The organism is Neomicrococcus lactis (genome assembly GCF_014200305.1).
Classification (GTDB): Bacteria; Actinomycetota; Actinomycetes; order Actinomycetales; family Micrococcaceae; genus Neomicrococcus; species Neomicrococcus lactis.
Map to the genome: position 1 here is coordinate 2033790 of NZ_JACHBL010000001.1, position 21054 is coordinate 2054843.

General features: G+C 56.9%; 15 protein-coding genes and 3 rRNA genes. 2 read left to right on the forward strand and 16 right to left on the reverse strand.

What is annotated here, in order from left to right; all coding sequences use genetic code 11:
• Positions 1–123 precede the first annotated feature (123 nt).
• The 3 genes from BKA12_RS09175 to BKA12_RS09185 form a co-directional block, all read right to left on the reverse strand.
• The gene (locus BKA12_RS09175) at positions 124–348 is read right to left on the reverse strand and encodes a hypothetical protein (RefSeq protein WP_183642907.1); all 225 of its coding nucleotides are present in this window, start codon (positions 346–348) and stop codon (positions 124–126) included.
• A gap of 2 nt (positions 349–350) precedes the next feature.
• The gene (gene lysS / locus BKA12_RS09180; protein WP_183644885.1) at positions 351–1829 is read right to left on the reverse strand and encodes a lysine--tRNA ligase; all 1479 of its coding nucleotides are present in this window, start codon (positions 1827–1829) and stop codon (positions 351–353) included.
• A gap of 113 nt (positions 1830–1942) precedes the next feature.
• Positions 1943–3874 carry a M13 family metallopeptidase gene (locus BKA12_RS09185; RefSeq protein ID WP_183642909.1) on the reverse strand — a complete coding sequence of 644 codons (1932 nt, stop codon included), beginning with the start codon at positions 3872–3874 and terminating at the stop codon, positions 1943–1945.
• Between the two features lie 219 nt (positions 3875–4093).
• Between BKA12_RS09185 and BKA12_RS09190 the strand changes: the two genes are divergently transcribed.
• Complete coding sequence (locus BKA12_RS09190) at positions 4094–4642, forward strand: AMIN-like domain-containing (lipo)protein (protein WP_183642912.1); 549 nt, start codon at positions 4094–4096, stop codon at positions 4640–4642.
• Positions 4643–4744: 102 nt separating this feature from the next.
• Here the strand turns inward: BKA12_RS09190 and rrf are convergent.
• The 3 genes from rrf to BKA12_RS09205 form a co-directional block, all read right to left on the reverse strand.
• Positions 4745–4861: ribosomal RNA gene (gene rrf, locus BKA12_RS09195) — 5S ribosomal RNA — on the reverse strand.
• Positions 4862–5078: 217 nt separating this feature from the next.
• A 23S ribosomal RNA gene (locus BKA12_RS09200) occupies positions 5079–8178 on the reverse strand.
• 537 nt (positions 8179–8715) lie between these two features.
• Positions 8716–10239: ribosomal RNA gene (locus tag BKA12_RS09205) — 16S ribosomal RNA — on the reverse strand.
• The 16S, 23S and 5S rRNA genes sit together here, the layout of an rRNA operon.
• Before the next feature lie 595 nt (positions 10240–10834).
• Between BKA12_RS09205 and BKA12_RS09210 the strand changes: the two genes are divergently transcribed.
• Positions 10835–11839, forward strand: a complete 1005-nt coding sequence (locus BKA12_RS09210) for an NAD(P)H-dependent flavin oxidoreductase (protein ID WP_183642915.1) — start codon at positions 10835–10837, stop codon at positions 11837–11839.
• Here BKA12_RS09210 and panC read toward each other — a convergent pair.
• From panC to ftsH, 10 genes are all read right to left on the reverse strand, one after another.
• The gene (gene panC / locus BKA12_RS09215; RefSeq protein ID WP_246361949.1) at positions 11836–12699 is read right to left on the reverse strand and encodes a pantoate--beta-alanine ligase; all 864 of its coding nucleotides are present in this window, start codon (positions 12697–12699) and stop codon (positions 11836–11838) included. The two genes, BKA12_RS09210 and panC, sit on opposite strands and share 4 nt — an antisense overlap.
• A 114-nt stretch (positions 12700–12813) precedes the next feature.
• Positions 12814–13710, reverse strand: coding sequence for a Rossmann-like and DUF2520 domain-containing protein (locus tag BKA12_RS09220; protein ID WP_183642918.1), 897 nt, complete (start codon positions 13708–13710; stop codon positions 12814–12816).
• Complete coding sequence (locus BKA12_RS09225) at positions 13703–15244, reverse strand: PH domain-containing protein (RefSeq protein ID WP_183642921.1); 1542 nt, start codon at positions 15242–15244, stop codon at positions 13703–13705. Before BKA12_RS09225 ends, BKA12_RS09220 begins: the two co-directional genes overlap by 8 nt.
• Entirely contained in the window at positions 15241–15756 is a 516-nt protein-coding gene (locus BKA12_RS09230; protein WP_183642923.1) for a PH domain-containing protein, read from the reverse strand. Before BKA12_RS09230 ends, BKA12_RS09225 begins: the two co-directional genes overlap by 4 nt.
• Entirely contained in the window at positions 15737–16249 is a 513-nt protein-coding gene (locus BKA12_RS09235) for a DUF3180 family protein (protein ID WP_183642926.1), read from the reverse strand. Before BKA12_RS09235 ends, BKA12_RS09230 begins: the two co-directional genes overlap by 20 nt.
• Complete coding sequence (folK, locus tag BKA12_RS09240) at positions 16249–16791, reverse strand: 2-amino-4-hydroxy-6-hydroxymethyldihydropteridine diphosphokinase (RefSeq protein WP_246361654.1); 543 nt, start codon at positions 16789–16791, stop codon at positions 16249–16251. The genes BKA12_RS09235 and folK overlap by 1 nt, the downstream gene beginning before the upstream one ends.
• Positions 16788–17171 (reverse strand): dihydroneopterin aldolase, encoded by a 384-nt coding sequence (gene folB / locus BKA12_RS09245; protein ID WP_183642928.1) that lies wholly within the window; start codon positions 17169–17171, stop codon positions 16788–16790. Before folB ends, folK begins: the two co-directional genes overlap by 4 nt.
• A gap of 3 nt (positions 17172–17174) precedes the next feature.
• Positions 17175–18101 (reverse strand): dihydropteroate synthase, encoded by a 927-nt coding sequence (gene folP / locus BKA12_RS09250; protein ID WP_183642931.1) that lies wholly within the window; start codon positions 18099–18101, stop codon positions 17175–17177.
• Between the two features lie 7 nt (positions 18102–18108).
• Complete coding sequence (gene folE, locus BKA12_RS09255) at positions 18109–18696, reverse strand: GTP cyclohydrolase I FolE (RefSeq protein WP_183644893.1); 588 nt, start codon at positions 18694–18696, stop codon at positions 18109–18111.
• A 62-nt stretch (positions 18697–18758) separates the two neighbouring features.
• A complete protein-coding gene (ftsH, locus tag BKA12_RS09260) occupies positions 18759–20945 on the reverse strand; it encodes an ATP-dependent zinc metalloprotease FtsH (protein WP_183642935.1) in 2187 nt (728 codons plus the stop codon).
• Positions 20946–21054: the final 109 nt, after the last annotated feature.

Sequence of the window (21054 nt, forward strand, 5' to 3'; positions counted from 1 at the left end):
GTGAACAGCATCGACCCCCGAGTCGAGTTTATTCATCCGATCCGAAGGGAAGTCTACGCCGATAAGCTATGTTTGTCGCTAGTTTTTGAAATATTTACTATTCATTCCCACTAAAAACTATCGCTATTCGTTGTTTGCCTTGTCAGAGGAATTCGAAGTTGTATCTTCACGTTTCTCTTCGGTGCTTTTGGCCGAATTAGCCGTAGGCGCTGAATTGATGCCGTGTTCTTCGAAAACTTCTGCCTGAGCTTCACGTTCATTTCGATCCGCATTGAATAATGCGCGAATAACGAAAAAGAAAATGATGGCAACAACAACTGTTGGCAACAGAACTTCTACGTATTCCACGATTAGGCCTCAGGCTTCAAGAGCGGGAAGAGAATAGTCTCGCGAATACCCGCTCCGGTGAACAACATGACCAAACGGTCAACACCCAGTCCGATGCCGCCCATTGGTGGGGCACCGTACTCGAGCGCACGGAGGAAGTCCTCGTCCAGCTGCATGGCTTCGTCGTCGCCACCAGCGGCAAGTCGAGACTGCTCGGTCAAGCGCTCACGCTGAATGACCGGGTCAATGAGCTCGGAGAACGCGGTACCGCGTTCCATGCCGCCAATGATCAAGTCCCAGGCTTCGATAAGGCCCGGCTCGGAGCGGTGCTGACGTGCCAACGGCTGAGCTGCCGGCGGGTAGTCGTACACGAAGGTTGGGTTCAGCAGGGTCGGTTCCACGATCTCACCGAAGAGCTCGATAACAACCTTTTCAGCACCCCACGATGGCTGCAGCTTCACTTCGTGCTTTTCAGCAATTTCAAGAAGCGTGGACAGCGGCGTTTCCGGAGTGATTTCCACGCCAACGGCCTCAGAAAGTCCCGGGTAGACACCCAACCAGCGCCATTCGCCGTCGAGGTCAATAACGCCCTTGTCCGTCTCAATCTGACGGCCGGCGCCCACAGCGTCAGCTGCCGCAAGGATGACTTCCTTCAAACGATCAGCCATCACAAACTGATCTGCGTATGCTTCGTAGCACTCGAGCATCGTGAACTCTGGCGAGTGCGTGGAGTCCACACCTTCGTTGCGGAAGATGCGGCCAATTTCGTACACGCGGTCAACGCCACCCACCACAGCGCGCTTCAAGTAGAGCTCGAGAGCAATACGCAAAGTCATCGGCTGGTCGAATGCGTTCAAGTGGGTGTGGAACGGACGCGCTGCAGCGCCACCGTGCACCAACTGAAGCATGGGGGTCTCGGTCTCCACGTACTCGTGGCTCTCGAGCGTCTGGCGGATCGCACGAACAATCGCGGCACGTTTATAGATCATCTCGCGCGCTTCATCACGCACAATGAGGTCCGCGTAGCGCTGACGCACGCGGGTCTCTTCGTTCAAGTCAGCATGCAACACAGGCAACGGACGAAGCGCCTTGGACGCCATCATCCAGGACTGCGCCATGATGGACAGCTCGCCACGGCGCGAAGAAATGACGCGACCCGTGATCGAAACGTGGTCGCCCAAGTCAACGAGGTGCTTCCACTCGGCGAGGGACTCTTCGCCCACTTCAGCCAAAGACAGCATGACCTGCAGGCGCACGCCTTCGCCGCGAGTGCCGCCCTCTTGCAAGGTGGCAAAGCACAGCTTTCCGGTGTTGCGCATGAACACGATTCGTCCCGCGACGGAGACAACCTCCTGCGTCTCTTCGCCGGCCTCGAGATGCGCGTACTTAGTGCGAACCTCGGTCAACGAATGAGTGCGAGGCACACAAACGGGGTAGGCCTCGCGGCCCGAGTTAAGCAGTTCCTCGCGTTTCGCCGAGCGCACAGCTCGCTGATCATTCATGTTGATCGTGGAATTTGCGGGGGCGTTAGAATCTTCGGCAGTCACAATTAGCCATTCTACCGGTCTTCAGTTGCTCATATCCCCGAAACGTGAGTGATCTCTACGGCGTATCGCTACCAGATGACTACGCGGTCCGCCGGATCAAGCCACATACCGTCACCCGGTTGCGTCTGGTAGGCAGCGTGGAAGGCGTTGAGATTCTTCACGATCTGGTTGCAACGGAACTCATTCGGCGAATGCGGATCCGTCTTCAAACGGGTCAGCAACGTTTCCGAGCGCGTGATCGAGCGCCAGCTTTCGGCCCAGGCTGCAAAGAATCGTTGGTCGCCAGTGCGACCCTCGATCACTTCGTCCTCAGCCTTGCCTTCGCGTTGCAGCTCCATCTTGTACGCCTTGTACGCGATGCCCAAGCCACCAAGGTCACCAATGTTCTCACCCAAAGTGAGTTTGCCGTTGACCTTATTGCCCGGAGTCTCCGGCGGCTCAAGCTCATCAAACTGAGCAACGAGCTTCGCCGTCAGAGCTTCAAAAGCGTCGCGATCGTCCTGCGTCCACCAGTTGTTGAGCTGGCCAGTGCCATCAAACTGCGAACCCTGGTCATCGAACCCGTGCCCGATTTCATGGCCAATCACAGCACCGATCGAACCGAAGTTGGACGCTATGTCACGCTCGGCATCGAAGAACGGCAACTGCAAAATAGCTGCTGGGAACGCGATTTCATTGAGCAACGGATGGTAGTAAGCGTTGACGGTCTGCGGGAACATGAACCACAGCTCGCGGTCCACGCCGTCGTCAATTTTCTGCAGTTCGCGCTTGAACTCGAATTCGTTCACGGCGGCCGCGTTCTGAATAACGTCAGTTGGCGTCGTCTCAAGGCTCGAGTAATCGATCCACTGATCGGGGTAACCAATCTTCGTGCGGAAAGACCCGAGCTTCTCCAAAGCCTTCGCCCGCGTCTCATCCGTCATCCATGGCAATTGCTGGATCGATTCACGGTACGCATCCACCAGGCGAGCAACGAGCTCCTCCATCTTCGCCTTATTAGTAGGCGGGAAATGCTTGGCAACGTAGAGCTGACCAACATCCTCACCGACGCCACCTTCGACGAATGCCACCCCGCGCTTCCAGCGTTCCTTCTGCTGTTCCACGCCGGCAAGCTTCTTCTGATAAAACTCGAATGCCTCCGTCACGAACTCCGAGGACAAATACGGCGCAAACGAACGCACCACCTGCACAGCAAGCCACGACTTCCACTCGCTGAGCGGCCGCTCGTAGGCCTCCTTCTCAACACCCTCCAAGAAACTTGGCTGCCACACATTCACTTCGGCGTAGTACTTGGGCTCAATTCCCGCGCCCTTCAACCAGTTCTCGAGCAGCGGGTGCCGCGCAAAAAGCTCCTCCGCGGACATGAGGTTGTAGCGCGCCTGGGCATCGCGGGATTTCACGCGGTCCCAGTGATGGCTTGCGAGAGCAGTCTCCAGTACGACGGCGCCGCTCGCCGCCGCTTCATCGTCAATTCCCGCGAGGCTCAAGAAGCGAACGAGGTGCTCTTGGTACTGCTGCTTGAGCTCTGCGAACTGCTCTTCGCGGTAGTACGACTCATCTGGCAGGCCCAGTCCGGACTGCAAAAAGGTCAAGAGATTCCGGTCCGGCCGCCCTGGATCATTACCAGCGCCCACTCCATAAAGTCCGCTGATGCCTTCTCGTTGGAATCGACCCAGCAAAGTAAAGAATTCAGTAACGTTTTCAACGCGCTCAATGTCCTCGAGGTAGCCCTTGATCGGCACAGCTCCACGCTTTTCAATGCTCGCTTCATCCATGAAGGAGGCAAAGAGTTCGGCAATGCGCTGAGACTTGGGGTCCTGCGAGGCGGGCTGCGCCGTCGTAGTTTCCTGAATAATTTCGTGAACGTTCGACTCTGCCTTTTCACGAAGCGCTTCGAAAGATCCGAAACTTCCCCTGTCAGCGGGAATCGATGCAGACGCTATCCACTCGCCATTGAAGTGGCGGTACAAATCATCCTGGGGGCGTTTCGTTTCAGACATGATTCCAGCCTAGAAGTTGCCAAGGACACATGGAAAATTTCGCGACGAATATTCGCTCTCGGCGTTCGATCACACTGCGCGATACGTGGATCTTCTTGAGTCCGTGACCTTTTCGAAACACCTGCGACTTATTTCACTAAGATTGAATAACAGCTATTGCTTGTGCATTGCGATGAGCGCACCATGAATTGTCACCACCCCTCAAGAAAGGCAATACTCATGAAGAAGTTGCTCACCGCCATTGCTGGTGCGGCAATGGCAGCCACCACTTTAGTTGCGGTTCCAACGAGTGCCACTGCGGCACCGTATTGTGGACTAGTTTGGGGATCGCTCGCCGAGCGCTCCACTTTTGTCAGCACTACGGCTACTGTCCGAAACGTTCGGGCCGGCCAACACACTTGCTACGACCGTCTGGTTATCGATCTGCGGGGAAACTTGCGCGGCTATGACGTTCGCTACGTCACCGCTGTCTATACCGAAGGTCAGGGACTACGAGTTCCACTACTCGGAGCTGCGGACCTACGCATCATCGTCAATGCACCTTCGTACAACATCAATACCGGTGCATCAACGTATAGCCCAAGCAATCGAAACAACATCGTCAACGTTGCCGGCTACCGGACCTTCCGTCAGGCAGCATTCCTTGGAAGCTTCGAAGGTCAGAGCAGCTTTGGCCTTGGTGTTCGGGCTCGGTTGCCATTCCGTACGTTCCTTCTGAAGGATGCGACGACGACCAGGCTGGTGATCGATGTCGCTCACCGTTGGTAGGTCGTTAAACCAGAAGTTCCGCCATCCATTCGGGTGGCGGAACTTGTCTGTTAAATGTTGGAAGACCCGCACGTCGTTGTGTGGGTCTTCCTTTTAAGGGTTGTCCGGCGGTGTCCTACTCTCCCACACCCTCCCGGGTGCAGTACCATTGGCGCTGTGGGTCTTAGCTTCCGGGTTCGGGATGGGTCCGGGCGTTTCCCCCACGCTATGGCCGCCGTAACTTTGGCGAACCGGCAACGTCCACAATTGTTGTGGTGTTGGGTTCAAGTATTTATTTATGGTTGGTGTCTGCCCCTCTACAACCGCCGGGTTATTTCGTTGGTTGTGGGGGGTGTTTTGTTGTTTCGGTGCTGTATGGTGGACGCGGCAGTTTCTGCTGTTTTGTTCTTCCCCACTCATAATCAACCAGGCATTGCTGCTTGGTGTGTGGTGGGTGTGTTGTAAGTTGTTGGCCTATTAGTACAGGTCAGCTTCACGAGTCTTTAGTTCTCGCTTCCACATCCTGCCTATCAACCCAGTGGTCTAGCTGGGGGCCTTCAACACTTATGTGTATGGAAATCTTATCTTGAAGGGGGCTTCCCGCTTAGATGCTTTCAGCGGTTATCCTGTCCGAACGTAGCTAATCAGCGGTGCACTTGGCAGTACAACTGACACACCAGAGGTTCGTCCGTCCCGGTCCTCTCGTACTAAGGACAGCTCTTCTCAAATTTCCTGCGCGCGCAGCGGATAGGGACCGAACTGTCTCACGACGTTCTAAACCCAGCTCGCGTACCGCTTTAATGGGCGAACAGCCCAACCCTTGGGACCTACTCCAGCCCCAGGATGCGACGAGCCGACATCGAGGTGCCAAACCATGCCGTCGATATGGACTCTTGGGCAAGATCAGCCTGTTATCCCCGAGGTACCTTTTATCCGTTGAGCGACGGCCGTTCCACAACGTGCCGCCGGATCACTAGTCCCGACTTTCGTCCCTGCTCGAGATGTCTCTCTCACAGTCAAGCTCCCTTGTGCACTTACACTCGACACCTGATTGCCAACCAGGCTGAGGGAACCTTTGGGCGCCTCCGTTACTCTTTAGGAGGCAACCGCCCCAGTTAAACTACCCATCAGGCACTGTCCCTGACCCAGATTATGGGCCGAAGTTAGGAATCCGGTACGGTCAGAGTGGTATTTCAACGATGACTCCACGAGCACTAGCGTGCCCGCTTCACAGTCTCCCACCTATCCTACACAAACCGCACCGAACACCAATACCAAACTATAGTGAAGGTCTCGGGGTCTTTCCGTCCTGCTGCGCGTAACGAGCATCTTTACTCGTACTGCAATTTCGCCGAGTTCATGGTTGAGACAGCGGGGAAGTCGTTACTCCATTCGTGCAGGTCGGAACTTACCCGACAAGGAATTTCGCTACCTTAGGATGGTTATAGTTACCACCGCCGTTTACTGGGGCTTAAATTCTCCGCTTCGCTTGCGCTAACAGGTCCTCTTAACCTTCCAGCACCGGGCAGGAGTCAGTCCGTATACATCGTCTTGCGACTTCGCACGGACCTGTGTTTTTAGTAAACAGTCGCTTCCCCCTGGTCTCTGCGGCCCCGATCCGCCTCCACCCAGCAAGTGGGTTTCACGGTTGGGGCCCCCCTTCTCCCGAAGTTACGGGGGCATTTTGCCGAGTTCCTTAACCATGATTCTCTCGATCGCCTTGGTATTCTCTACCAGATCACCTGTGTCGGTTTGGGGTACGGGCGGCTAAAACCTCGCGTCGATGCTTTTCTTGGCAGCAGAGGATCACCGGATCACCCACGATTGTGGGCGCCTATCAGGTCTCAGCCTTATGTGAGTCACGGATTTGCCTATGACTCGGCCTACACCCTTGGACCAGGTCATTTCCATTGCCTGGCCCGGCTACCTTCCTGCGTCACACCTGTTAATACGCTGACCTCACATTCCCGGGTCCCACGCCGCGAATACAACCATCTCCCGAAGGAGAAGAAAGTATCTTTGGGGTGGTTAGCAGAAAACGATATTGGTATGGGACGGTTTTTCGCCGGTACGGGAATATCAACCCGTTGTCCATCGACTACGCCTGTCGGCCTCGCCTTAGGTCCCGACTAACCCAGGGCAGATTAGCTTGACCCTGGAACCCTTGATCATTCGGCGGACGGGTTTCTCACCCGTCATTCGCTACTCATGCCTGCATTCTCACTCGTGTACAGTCCACCACATCGGTTACCCGGCAGCTTCACCCCATACACGACGCTCCCCTACCCATCCAACAAAAGTTGAATGATGCGACTTCGGCGGTGTGCTTGAGCCCCGCTACATTGTCGGCGCGGAATCACTTGACCAGTGAGCTATTACGCACTCTTTCAAGGGTGGCTGCTTCTAAGCCAACCTCCTGGTTGTCTAAGCAACTCCACATCCTTTCCCACTTAGCACACGCTTAGGGGCCTTAGTCGGCATTCTGGGCTGTTTCCCTCTCGACTATGAAGCTTATCCCCCACAGTCTCACTGCTACGCTCTCACTTACCGGCATTCGGAGTTTGGCTGACGTCAGTAACCCGGTGGGGCCCATTAGCCATCCAGTAGCTCTACCTCCAGTAAGAAACACGTAACGCTGCACCTAAATGCATTTCGGGGAGAACCAGCTATCACGGAGTTTGATTGGCCTTTCACCCCTACCCACAGCTCATCCCCTCCATTTTCAACTGAAGTGGGTTCGGTCCTCCACGCGCTCTTACACGCGCTTCAACCTGGCCATGGGTAGATCACTCCGCTTCGGGTCTAGACCGTGCCACTCAAACGCCCTATTCAGACTCGCTTTCGCTACGGCTTCCCCTCACGGGTTAACCTCGCGACACAGCACTAACTCGCAGGCTCATTCTTCAAAAGGCACGCCATCACACCTACAAGGATGCTCTGACGGTTTGTAAGCACATGGTTTCAGGTACTATTTCACTCCCCTCCCGGGGTACTTTTCACCATTCCCTCACGGTACTAATCCGCTATCGGTCATTGGGTAGTATTTAGGCTTACCAGGTGGTCCTGGCAGATTCACACGGGATTCCTCGAGCCCCGTGATACTCGGGTATCACCACAAAAACCTGTACACACAGACCAGTTACCGGACTCTCACCGTCTACGGTCGGGCTTCCCAACCCATTCACCTCAGTGCATACACATTTCACGACCCAAAACGGTGATCGTACGTGGTAACCCCACAACCCCCATGATGCAACCCCCGTCAGGTATCACACACCACAGGTTTAGCCTCTTCCGCGTTCGCTCGCCACTACTAACGGAATCACTTTTGTTTTCTCTTCCTACGGGTACTGAGATGTTTCACTTCCCCGCGTTTCCCCCAATACCCTATGAATTCAGATATTGGTTACACGTCATAACACGTGCAGGGTTTCCCCATTCGGAGATCCTGGCATCAACGCTCGGTTATCAACTCCACCAGGCTTATCGCAGATTCCCACGTCCTTCATCGGCTCCCAATGCCAAGGCATCCACCATGCGCCCTTAAAAACTTACAAACACAAAAAGCTCATAAGCAAGAACAAACACTAAACAAACACAAGAACAATCAAAATTATTACTCGGATATATTTGCAGAAAACAACAACCACAATAAATTGTGATTGTTAGATGCTCGCGTCCACTATACAGTTCCCAAACAACAACCCACACACCCCACACCAGAAGAAACACTATGGTTTCAACCGTGTTAGCAGCATGCAGACACCTTCAAAACAACAACCCTCCACACACTCAAAAACCCCAAAGGATTCTCTTGTTTGTGGATGGCCTGTTGTTTCAGGCCCCAATAATGTGTCATAACCACCCATCCATTCACCAGCTCGTCTTGTGTTCCTCACCCTGACCTCCCACCGAAATGGTTGGTCCTGGTTGTACTAACAAAGCGTGCCGGCACGAGAATGCGCAGCAAATTTGTTGATATTCCACCCATGAGCACCACGCCCTCGCAACACAAGTACGAGATAGCGGGTAACTTCTACCACCACACACAAACATCATGTGATGCTGTGTGACAGGTGTTAGATGCTCCTTAGAAAGGAGGTGATCCAGCCGCACCTTCCGGTACGGCTACCTTGTTACGACTTAGTCCCAATCGCCAGTCCCACCTTCGACAGCTCCCTCCCACAAGGGGTTAGGCCACCGGCTTCGGGTGTTACCAACTTTCGTGACTTGACGGGCGGTGTGTACAAGGCCCGGGAACGTATTCACCGCAGCGTTGCTGATCTGCGATTACTAGCGACTCCGACTTCATGGGGTCGAGTTGCAGACCCCAATCCGAACTGAGACCGGCTTTTTGGGATTAGCTCCACCTCACAGTATCGCAACCCTTTGTACCGGCCATTGTAGCATGCGTGAAGCCCAAGACATAAGGGGCATGATGATTTGACGTCGTCCCCACCTTCCTCCGAGTTGACCCCGGCAGTCTCCTATGAGTCCCCACCATAACGTGCTGGCAACATAGAACGAGGGTTGCGCTCGTTGCGGGACTTAACCCAACATCTCACGACACGAGCTGACGACAACCATGCACCACCTGTGAACCAGCCCCGAAGGGAAACCGCATCTCTGCGGCGATCTAGTCCATGTCAAGCCTTGGTAAGGTTCTTCGCGTTGCATCGAATTAATCCGCATGCTCCGCCGCTTGTGCGGGCCCCCGTCAATTCCTTTGAGTTTTAGCCTTGCGGCCGTACTCCCCAGGCGGGGCACTTAATGCGTTAGCTACGGCGCGGAAAACGTGGAATGTCCCCCACACCTAGTGCCCAACGTTTACGGCATGGACTACCAGGGTATCTAATCCTGTTCGCTACCCATGCTTTCGCTCCTCAGCGTCAGTTACAGCCCAGAGACCTGCCTTCGCCATCGGTGTTCCTCCTGATATCTGCGCATTTCACCGCTACACCAGGAATTCCAGTCTCCCCTACTGCACTCTAGCCTGCCCGTACCCACCGCAGATCCGGAGTTAAGCCCCGGACTTTCACGGCAGACGCGACAAACCGCCTACGAGCTCTTTACGCCCAATAATTCCGGATAACGCTCGCGCCCTACGTATTACCGCGGCTGCTGGCACGTAGTTAGCCGGCGCTTCTTCTGCAAGTACCGTCACTTTCGCTTCTTCCTTACTGAAAGAGGTTTACAACCCGAAGGCCGTCATCCCTCACGCGGCGTCGCTGCATCAGGCTTTCGCCCATTGTGCAATATTCCCCACTGCTGCCTCCCGTAGGAGTCTGGGCCGTGTCTCAGTCCCAGTGTGGCCGGTCACCCTCTCAGGCCGGCTACCCGTCGTCGCCTTGGTGAGCCACTACCTCACCAACAAGCTGATAGGCCGCGAGTCCATCCCCAACCAAAAAATCTTTCCAACACCCACCATGCGGTAAATGTTCATATCCAGTATTAGACCCAATTTCTCAGGCTTATCCCAGAGTCAGGGGCAGGTTACTCACGTGTTACTCACCCGTTCGCCACTAATCCACCTAGCAAGCTAGGCATCATCGTTCGACTTGCATGTGTTAAGCACGCCGCCAGCGTTCATCCTGAGCCAGGATCAAACTCTCCGTAAAAAAATACAGACACCACCAACACAACACGGGAAAACGCGTTACACGATGGCACCAAATTCAAACCCAGCAATAAAAAACCCAACAACAAACAACCACAAAAGCAGCCATTCACCATCAGGCAGTTATTACCGATATAAAACAATCGGTATCAACAAACATGACACACTATTGAGATCTCAAACAACAGACACCTACCAAACTTCCATCGAGAACCATTTCTCGATCTCCGCGTTGGCGACTTGAATACTTTACCGCGTGTCGTTCCGGATTTCCACTCCGTTCGGTGTGGTTTCCGTTACAATCCGCTTTCAATCTTTTTGTCCCAGGGCGCAAAGTGCCCCGGTCCTTTTCGGACTGAATTGTAAAGGGTTCGGCCGCCCGATTTGACTGGCCTTTCCGGCCTGTCCTCGTCGCGGCGACAAGAGAAAACATTACACGGATTTTGGGCACTTGCAAAATCGGGGGGCTCTTGCGCCGCTGCTAGCCGAGTCTGCAGCGTCAAAAACCCCGAGATTCCGGGGTTTTCCCAAGTCAGCCATATAGAACCATCCACGAGAAATGCGCACCAAGAGCGCTTTTCGGCCAGAATTGATTTATGAGAAGTGGATCACTTGCCGAGCAACTGAAGTTATCAACCCCCGTCATCAACGCACCCATGATCGGTGTTGCTGGCGGCGAACTGGCCGCAGCTGTCAGTAATGCTGGCGGCCTGGGCCTGATCGGCATTGAGCCAAAGGGCACAGAGGACTGGTTCGCTCAACAGTTCCGCTATTGCGAGAACCCCGACAAACCATGGGGCGTTGGATTCATCGGCTGGTCCCTCACCGAGGACCTCGCTTTCCTCCGCCATGTACTTAGTCATCAGCCGCACTTCATGTCCGCAAGCTTTGTCGAAGCCAGCGATCCCCGGATGGCAGAGGCCTTCTCGATTGCCAGAGACCTAGGAATCATCACCAGCATTCAGGCCGGCTCCGCCCGAGAAGTCGACGAAGCCCTCGAAGCAGACGTTGATGTGGTGGTTGTCCGCGGTAGTGAAGGCGGTGGGCATGGTCGCAATGAAGTCGCCACTCTCCCGCTCCTCCAGTACGCGAAAGCCGCAACCGACAAACCGGTCATCGCAGCAGGAGGCATCGGAACCGCGCGCGGAGTAGCCGCTGCCCTTGCAGCCGGTGCGGATGCCGCATGGGTCGGAACCAGATTCATCACGGCTCGAGAGTCCCTGACGGATCAAACCAAGAAGTCCGCCGTGGGAAACGCCGGTCTTGACGACACCATCTACACCAACGCGTTCGACATTGCTCAAAAGCTTCCATGGGACCGTGGCTTTGGCGGCCGCGCACTCAAGAACGCGTTCGCCGAAGAATGGGCTGGCCGCGAAGATGAGCTCCAACAAGCCGTCGACACCAACGGCGACATCACCCAAAGCGTCAACGAAGCAAAGACCACGGGCAACTTAGACAGGCTCCCCATCTACGCCGGCGAAGCTGCAGCTTTCACCAAGGATGAGGGTCAAACCGTCGCAGAAATCATGGAAGAGCTCGACGGCTTCCGCATTTACTTGCAGCAGGCGAGCAATACCTGGGGAACGAAAACTCGCTAGGAACCTAGAGGCATGTTGTCGATGAGCCGCACAGGACCCACCTTCGCCGCAACCAAAGCAAGCGCTTGGCCGGTGAAAGGCGTGTCCTGGCAGTTCACACCAATGACCTCGAGCGTCGATGGATCAACCACTTCGAGGTAATCCAGTTCCACGAGCGGCTCTGCATCAATGAGCGCAACGGCATCCTCAACATTGAGGGGTTCATGTGCGTCCGCGCGGGACTTGAGCAAGAACAACGCGCGTGAGAGCACCAAAGCAGCTTCGGCTTCAGCCTCGGAGAGGAACTGGTTACGCGAGGACAAGGCGAGTCCGCGATCAGAACGCACAATCGGCACAGCCTGGATCTCCACGTTGTACGCGAGGTCCAGCACCATGCGCCGAATGATGGCCAATTGCTGAGCATCTTTTTGCCCGAAGAATGCGGAGAATTCGACTTTTCGCGACGTCAACAAGCTCGGCTGAGCGATATGCAAGAGCTTAGAAACCACTGCCAACATGCCGTCAAAGTGGCCGGGACGCGAAGCGCCTTCGAACTTCTCCCCCAGCTTTCCGGACGTCACCTTCACCAAGGGATCGCCGTCCGGGTACATCTCGGACTCCTCAGGCGCGAACACAATATCCGCGCCGGCCTGGCCCAGTAGCTCCAAGTCAGCGTCAAGAGTGCGCGGGTAGCGCTCGTAATCCACGGGATCGTTGAACTGAAGCGGGTTCACGAAGATGGACACGGCCACCACATCATTCGCCGCGCGGGCGGTGCGCACCAACGTCCCGTGCCCGTCATGCAGCGCACCCATCGTTGGCACAAAACCCACTCGAACCGTATCCGCCTCAGCGCCGGAAAGCGGCTGCGCCTCAATCAGTTCCCGCGTCTTTTCGCGGAACTCAGCAATAGTGCGAGTGAGGATGGGCAGTCGCTGAGCGGCGGCGTCGTACGGGGTATTTGAGGCGTTAACTTCAGAAGTCACACACTGATTTTACGAGTGTTCCGGGCCGCGCTCTGCCAAAGTATCCAAAATGGCGGTGGTTTGGTTCTCGGTGAGCAGGCCGCGGGCAAGCGCGCGCTGGGCGGTGGAGCGCGCCAGCTCCGTGTACGCGCGGCGCATATCTGCCGTCACGTTGTCCGATGCCAACGCCTGCATGTGAGCCTCCACGGTTCCCACATCCCCACGCGCCACTGGGCCCGTGAGCGCAGATTCCCCGGCTGACAAGGCATTTTCAAGAGAAGCGCGCATTAGTGGGCCGATGACTCGGTCCGGCCGTTCAACGCCGATGCTACGCAAGAGCTCGGCGGACTGACCGGCGATCGTGACGAGATGGTTCGAGGCATGGGCCAGAGCAGCGTGGTACTTCCCGCGATCTTCTTCGGCGATCACCGTGCTTTCGGCGTCCATCTCCAAGACCAAAGCTTGGGCGATCGGCAGCATCATTTTGTCCGCGGTGATGCCGAAGACGCAGTCGCGCAAGCGGCCCAAGTCGAGGCTAGTTCCCGTGAAACTCATGGCCGGATGGATGGCCAGAGGGATAGCGCCGGATGCGCGGATGGGATCAAGAATCCCGGTTCCGTAGCGGCCGGCCGTGTGGGCCACGAGCTGACCGACTTGCCAGTGCCCGGCGTCGGCGAGGCCTTTCACGAGTGGGCCGAGGGCATCATCGGGTAGCGCCAAAAGAACGAGCTCGGAACGCTCCACGATCTCCGGAATGTCGAGAATAGGTGCACCCGGCAACAGCGCTTCGGCGCGCTCTCGAGAATCCTCACTCACCGCGTGAACACCCACAACTTGATGCTCCGCAGCGCGCAAGGCCGCACCCAACACAGCACCGACCTTGCCGGCGCCGATGATTCCTAGGCCCAGACGACCAGGCTTACTCATGAGGTTGCTCCTGTGATGATTGCGGCGACGGTGGCGCTGGAGAAATCTGTGCGTTCTGCTCGGCGACGAGCCAATGGTTGCGGTCGTGCAAGCGCCGCGCGGTTGCTGCTCGGTCCGCTTGCATCAAGAACAAACTACGCGCTTCAGCCACGGACATCTGCTTTACGCGCGGAAGAATTTGCCCGGACGTCGACGCCAGCTCAACATCCGCTACTCCCGCTCGGCGCGCGATGGGACCTTGATGCATGAGGACACCTTGCGTGCGTTCGTGCGGCACATAGGTCAGATGCCGAGACAGCCGCCCGCCACGAATCACGATGCTCGTCGACGTACTCGCATACCCCTGACGCTTGAACGCGAGCGGCGAGAGCCACGCGGCACTGCGCGGAGTCTGAGTAAATCCGGTCTGATCCGTGGAGTCCTTGAGCCCGTCCGTCAGCAAGTCCAGCGGTCGGTCAGTCCCCGGATCCGGCAGGACAATCGGCAGCACGGCATAGACGTCCTCGAGCTTGCCGACCCGCAACAACATGGAGCGCTGCTCGCCCGATGCCTCGCCGTAACCAGCCACATTCGCGATCACTCGGTACCAGCCAAACGGCCGCCAGAAGAGCGGCGCATGCACGCGCACCGCCTGAATACGCCCCGGCGGAATAGTCTGATGGCTCGTCTCGGTCAGCCCGTACTTGAGCCGCAGCCCGTCCGGACTCGCCGATGCGGTGAACCCAAAACCCTTATTGAGCTCATTCCACACGATCGCCCCGACGCTCAACAGCCCCGGCAGCAGACCCACGTACGTCGCAGGCGTTTCGAGCAAAACACCGCCAATAACCACGGGAATCAAGAACGCAAGCGCCACAACCAGGAGGGTCGGATTCAGAATCGAACTCCCGATCAACCGTCCCGGCGGCGTCGTGGCCACCACAATTTCCGGGGCTTCAGCGGTCTCCACGCCATTACTAGAGGACGACGACGCAGCTTGCGTTTCCTGCGCATCATCCGTTCCGCTGGGGTGTGGTGCCGTTGCGCGAAGCCCGGCGGCACGGGCCAGGATCGTATTGCGAAGTGTCTGGGCGTCCGAGTACTTGAGGTAGCTCAAATTCATGGCCGACTGGCCAGAGTCCGCCACCTCAAACTTGAGTTCGGCAAGACCGAAGATGCGTGCCAACAGAGGCTGCACGATGTCGATCGCCTGTACGCGATCAATCCGAGCCTGACGGTGTTGCCGGAACAAGATTCCGGAGCGTGTGCGCACGTGATCGTCGGTGATTTGGTACTGCGTGAAGCGCCACGACAAGTAAAAACCCACCAGCAAAAGCGCAATGATGCCGAACGCGATACCCATGATGGGCCACAAGACTTCAGACGGAAGCTCGAAGACGTTGCCCTTGAGATTGCCCTCGAGGGCAGAACTCAGAATGTTCTGCGAATAAATGTAGATGGCACCTACGACAACAACCCAGCCGCGCACGAAGGGCGAGATGGGGTGAACGCGATGCCATGGAGACTCGTACTGTTCCTGGCTCTCGATGCTCACAGACCGGCCAGCTTCGCTTCACCGCGGGCGGAAAGCTGCTCGCGAAGTCGAGCACCTTCAGCCTCGGGAATGCCGGGGATCTCCGGGTTCGCCGAAGGGCTAGCCGTGTGCATCTTGACCTTGCAGAGGCCAAAGGCGCGATCTACCGGGCCGGCCTCGACGTCTACGTACTGCATGCGGCCGTAAGGGACCACCATGAGTTTGCGGAACATAATGCCGCTACGAATCAACAAGTCTTCTTGACGTTCGGCATAGCCGATGGCCCGGACTTGCCGAGGGATGATGAAGAGAACATCGATGATCGTCCAGATGAGGCCCACAATCGGCAGCGCCCACGCGATCCATTCAGCGGGCCAGATCCAGACCCCGAGGAGTCGCATCACGAGCGGAACGGACAAAATCAGCACGAAGACCACATGGCCAATAAGTGCCGAAATGACTCGGACTTTCAAGTACTTCTCCGAAACGCGCGACCATTCAATTCCTACCGGATCAATGGGTTCGTGCGGCATATCCTTCGGTTTCCCCCTTGGTTCCACGCCCACGAAGTGGCGTGCTTGGTCCGTCCATGTCCTCGGGCGGAAGCTTACAAAAACGTTCCACCACAAATCCCACAATAACCATGACCAGTGCGCCGACCATCATCACGATGCAGGAAACCAAGGATGCACTACCTGTGGATCCGGCACCCATGAGGTCCAACAAAATGCCCAGATGCCAGCCACCAATAACCGCGCCACCGTACGCTCCGGCTTGCGCCAACACCAGAGTGCGTGCGGCAAGAATCGGATCGATGGGCACAGTGGCTTTGCCTTGGCGGTAGCGCAAGACGCGGAAACCTAAGACGAAGGCCAACACGGATACGGCAGCCATCGTGATGAGGGACGTCCAGTGCAAAACTGGTGCCCCAACACCTGCTCCGGAGGCAATGCGCTGAGCGATCCAACCACCAATCGCGGCGACCGCGATGACGATCGTGAGCCAGGAAACCTTAAGCGTGGACACTACGAGCTCGACTCCCACATATCGTCGTGTGGCGAGTACGGTGCAAGACCTTCGGCGTCGACCGCCTTTTGAGCCAGCACAGCTACAGATTCACCACGCAACGTTGCATCGGGATCCATCCACGCCCATGGCTGCAGCACGAAAGCGCGCTCTGCTGCCAACTTGTGCGGAATGGTGAGGCGCTCTTCGTCCATCTCCAGATCACCGTAGGTGATGATGTCGACGTCCAAGGTGCGAGGACCCCAGCGGACCTCGCGGACGCGATGGTGCTTGTCCTCGACCTCGTTGCAGTGCGCCAACAGCTCATACGGCGCCAGCGTGGTCTCGATTTCCATGACCATGTTCAAGAAGTCAGGCTGACCATCGGGTCCACCCACTGGCTTGGTCTGCACCACTTGCGACACTTGGCACAAGCGCACATCATCGCGATCCACAAGATCGGCGACAGCCAACGACAACGTATCCGCGCGCTCGCCCAGATTAGAGCCCAGCGCGAGAATGCACTTCACCGGCTTCGGTGTTTCAGTCATTGGTTCAGTCATGGTCTCTCCCGATGGATGGTGATGGTGACATCCCGAAAGGGAACAGTAATGGGTGCTTGGGGCTTGTGAACCGTGAGGTCCAGCGCAACTAAGCGAGCGGCGTCGTCGTAATGGCTAAAAATCGCGGCAGCCGTGCGTTCCGCAAGCGTTTCAATCAGGTCGTAAGGACCAGACTGGATTTCGCGGATCACCACTTCAGCGAGTTCGCCGTAGTTGAGCGTCAGCGCAAGATCATCCGTGGCCGCAGCCGGGCGGATGTCCGTATAGAGCGTCACGTCGATGGTGAACTCTTGGCCGTCGCGCTTTTCGTGCTCGAAAACCCCGTGATAACCCGTGGCCTTCAGGCCCGTTACCGTGATGGCATCGCGTACGTTGTCCACGAATTAGCTCTTCGCGCTTGCGATAGATTCAGGGTCCAGCCACGCACCAACAACCTTGACCGCGTCGAGGGACTCTTCAATGTTGTGGACGCGGACAGCCCACACGCCACGGGCTGCTGCCAGTGCCGTGGTTGCTGCGGTGGCGTGATCGCGCTCGACTGGAGCAGCAGGCTTGCCATTCGCAGACAGCAGGGACCCCAAGAAGCGCTTGCGAGACGTACCCACGAGCACGTCGTGACCGAGCTCTTCGAGCTTGTCTAGGTTCTTGAGAAGCTCCCAGTTGTGGTGCGCTTCCTTGGCAAAGCCCAAGCCTGGATCGATGATGATCTTGTCCGACTTCACGCCGGCGTTGAGAAACGTTTCACGAACCTGCTTGAGCTCGTTGACCACGTCTTCAACCACGTTGGTGTAGTCGGTGAGACCCGTCATGGACTGCTGATCGCCGCGACGGTGCATGAGCACATATGGCACACCGCGTTCAGCGATGAGGGCTGGCATGTCCTCTTCGTGCGTGAGTCCGGAGACGTCGTTGATGATGTGCGCGCCCGCATCGAGAGCGGCGCGAGCGGTAGAGGTATGGGTGGTATCAACGCTGACGACGGCGCCAGCCTTCACGAGTGCTGCAACTACTGGGATGACTCGCTTTTGTTCATCCTCGGGAGCCACAAAGTCTGCTCCTGGTCGAGTGGACTCGCCGCCCACATCGATGATGTCCGCTCCCGCGTACATCATGCGCAATCCGTGCTGGATGGCGTCATCCACGTTGAGGTACTTGCCGCCATCGGAGAACGAATCTTCCGTGACGTTGAGGATGCCCATGATGAGCGTGCGACCCTTAGGCAAAGAATCGAAGGTTTTGACAGTGGACTTCTTGATGACGGGTAGTGGGCTCGTAGCTGGACCGGTTCCGGGGATGGCGCCGAGGGACATGTGATACCTACTTTCCAAGAATGAGGCTCATGGCCTCTGCGCGGGTTGCGGGTTGCCGCAATTGCCCACGAACTGCACTTGTGACGGTCATTGCGCCTGGTTTGCGCACGCCACGCATCGACATACAAAGATGTTCGCATTCGACAACAACAATGGCACCGCGCGGTTCCAACAGTTCCTCGATCGCTTCCACGATTTGCGTGGTCAGGCGCTCTTGAACCTGCGGCCGGCGGGCATACAAGTCAACCAAACGAGCCAACTTGGAAAGCCCAGTGACGCGCCCATCCTTGCCTGGGATGTACCCCACGTGAGCCTTTCCGTGGAAAGGCACCAAGTGGTGTTCACAGGTGGAATAGAACGCGATGTCCTTGACCAAGACCATTTCTTCATGGTCGATATCAAAGGACTTAGAGAGGATCTCCTTGGGGTCCATGTGGAGCCCCGCGAAGATTTCCGCGTAGGACTTCGCGACACGCGCAGGGGTCTCCTGCAGTCCGTCGCGATCTGGGTCTTCACCGATCGCCTCAAGGATTTCTCGCACCGCTTTGGCAATGCGTTCCTGATCGATCTGCGGGGCGATGTACTGGCCACGCATGACGTCGTCGTCGATTTCGCTCACTTTTCGATCCTACCGCTAGGCCCTCGCGGGGTTACGTTCTATTGCTCTTCGGAGGTGTTCTCGCCGGAGATACCCCGCGTCATGGGTCCACCAGTGGTGGGACCCTGACCGCCAACGCCCGGACCGTGCGAACCTGGTTCATTCGAACCCGGTCCATTCGAGCCTGGGAAGTCGTTGCCGTCACCCGGCTGGTGGCCAGGCAATTTCGGTGCAGTGCCCGGATCGATCATGACGCCCTCGTGGCCGTCACGCTCCTCAGCAGCTTCCTCTGGGGACTTCTCGGTGTTGTTCTGACGCGCGGCTGCCTGCTCGGCAAGTTCCTTCTGCGTGGTCACAGGAGGCTTGCTGTGCACGGGACGGCTGTCCTTAGAGAGCCATACTTCGCGAGCTGGAGCCTTGATGATGTCGTGGAAGACTTCCTCGAGCTCGCGCTGGTTCAACGTTTCGCGCTCAAGCAATGCCAAAGCCAAGCGATCCAGCACGTGACGGTTTTCCGTCAGGATGCGGTACGCCTCGTCGTGAGCGGTATCAATAAGCTCGCGAACTTCTTCGTCAACCACAGCTGCGATGCGCTCGGAGTAATCGCGGTCGCTGCCCATATCGCGGCCCATGAACGGCTCGGAGTTTCCGCTGCCGAGCTTCACGGAACCGATGCGGTCGCTCATGCCGTACTGCGTGACCATCTTGCGGGCTGTGCCCGTGGCCTTCTCGATGTCATTCGAGGCGCCAGTCGATGGATCGTGGAAGATGATTTCTTCCGCCACGCGACCGCCCATGGCGTACGCGAGCTGATCCAACAATTCGTTGCGAGTCACGGAGTATTTGTCTTCGCTCGGAACCACCATGGTGTAACCCAAAGCGCGACCACGAGGAAGAATCGTCACCTTCGTGACCGGAGCGGAGTGACGCTGTGCAGCCGCCACCAAAGCGTGACCACCTTCGTGGTACGCGGTGACCTTGCGCTCGTGTTCCTTCATCAAGCGGGAGCGCTTCTGCGGTCCAGCCATGACGCGGTCAATAGCCTCATCCAAAGCACGGTCATCGATGAGCTGCGCGTTCGAGCGAGCAGTCAGCAATGCAGCTTCGTTCAGCACGTTCGCCAAATCGGCGCCGGTGTAACCCGGGGTGTTCTTCGCGACGGCGCGGAGGTCAACATTGTTGGCCATCGGCTTGCCCTGCGCGTGAACACGCAAAATCTTTTCGCGACCAGCAAGATCCGGTGCTTCCACTGGAATCTGGCGGTCAAAACGTCCCGGACGTAGCAAAGCTGGGTCCAACACGTCGGGTCGGTTAGTTGCAGCGATCAGGATGACGTTGGCGTTGGCATCGAAGCCGTCCATCTCCACCAAGAGCTGGTTGAGCGTCTGCTCGCGTTCGTCGTTGCCGCCGCCGACACCGGCGCCACGGTGACGACCCACAGCATCAATTTCGTCTACGAAGATGATGGCTGGAGCGTTGTTCTTGGCCTGCTCAAAGAGGTCGCGAACGCGGGAAGCACCCACACCAACAAACATTTCAACGAAGTCAGAACCGGAGATCGAGTAGAAAGGCACGCCGGCTTCACCAGCGACGGCCTTCGCAAGCAGCGTTTTACCGGTACCTGGAGGGCCGTACAGCAAAACGCCCTTAGGAATCTTGGCGCCAACAGCCTGGAACTTGGCAGGCTCCTGCAGGAATTCCTTGATTTCGTGGAGTTCTTCCACGGCCTCATCCGCACCGGCAACGTCCTTGAACGTCACCTGTGGCATGTCCTTGGTGATCAGCTTGGCGCGGGACTTGCCGAACTGCATGACCTTGCTGCCGCCGCCTTGAGCGCGGGCCATCAAGAACCAGAACAGCAACGCAATGAGCAAGAACGGCACAATGAAGCTGAGCATGGACAAGAGCCAGTTGTTCTCTACAGGCTGGTCCGTGTAGCCCTTGAGTTCTGCCGTGTTGATCGCATCGACAACTTCGTTCGCACGTGCCGTGGAGTAGTAGAACGAGACGTTCTTACCCTTGTCAGCGCCGTCGAGCGAGAGGTTTTCCTTCAGCTGCAGGTCAACGCGTTGATCGGCATCAAAGATCTTGGCCTCTTCAACCTTCTTCTCCTGCAAGAGCTGCATACCAATGCTGGTATCAACGCGGCCCGAGCTTCCCGAAGTGAGTGACGGCAGAAAAATGAGCAGCGCGACAGCACCGATCAGGACCCAGAATGGCCAACTGTTGAAGATCTTCTTGTTCATGCGTTGGGGAGAAATCTCCCCGTCCCTTCTTGTCGAAAAGTACGACGCCAACCGTCGTTCCCCCGCGCAAAACTAAAACTCAGGAGCGCGCGGGACCACGTGAAGTACA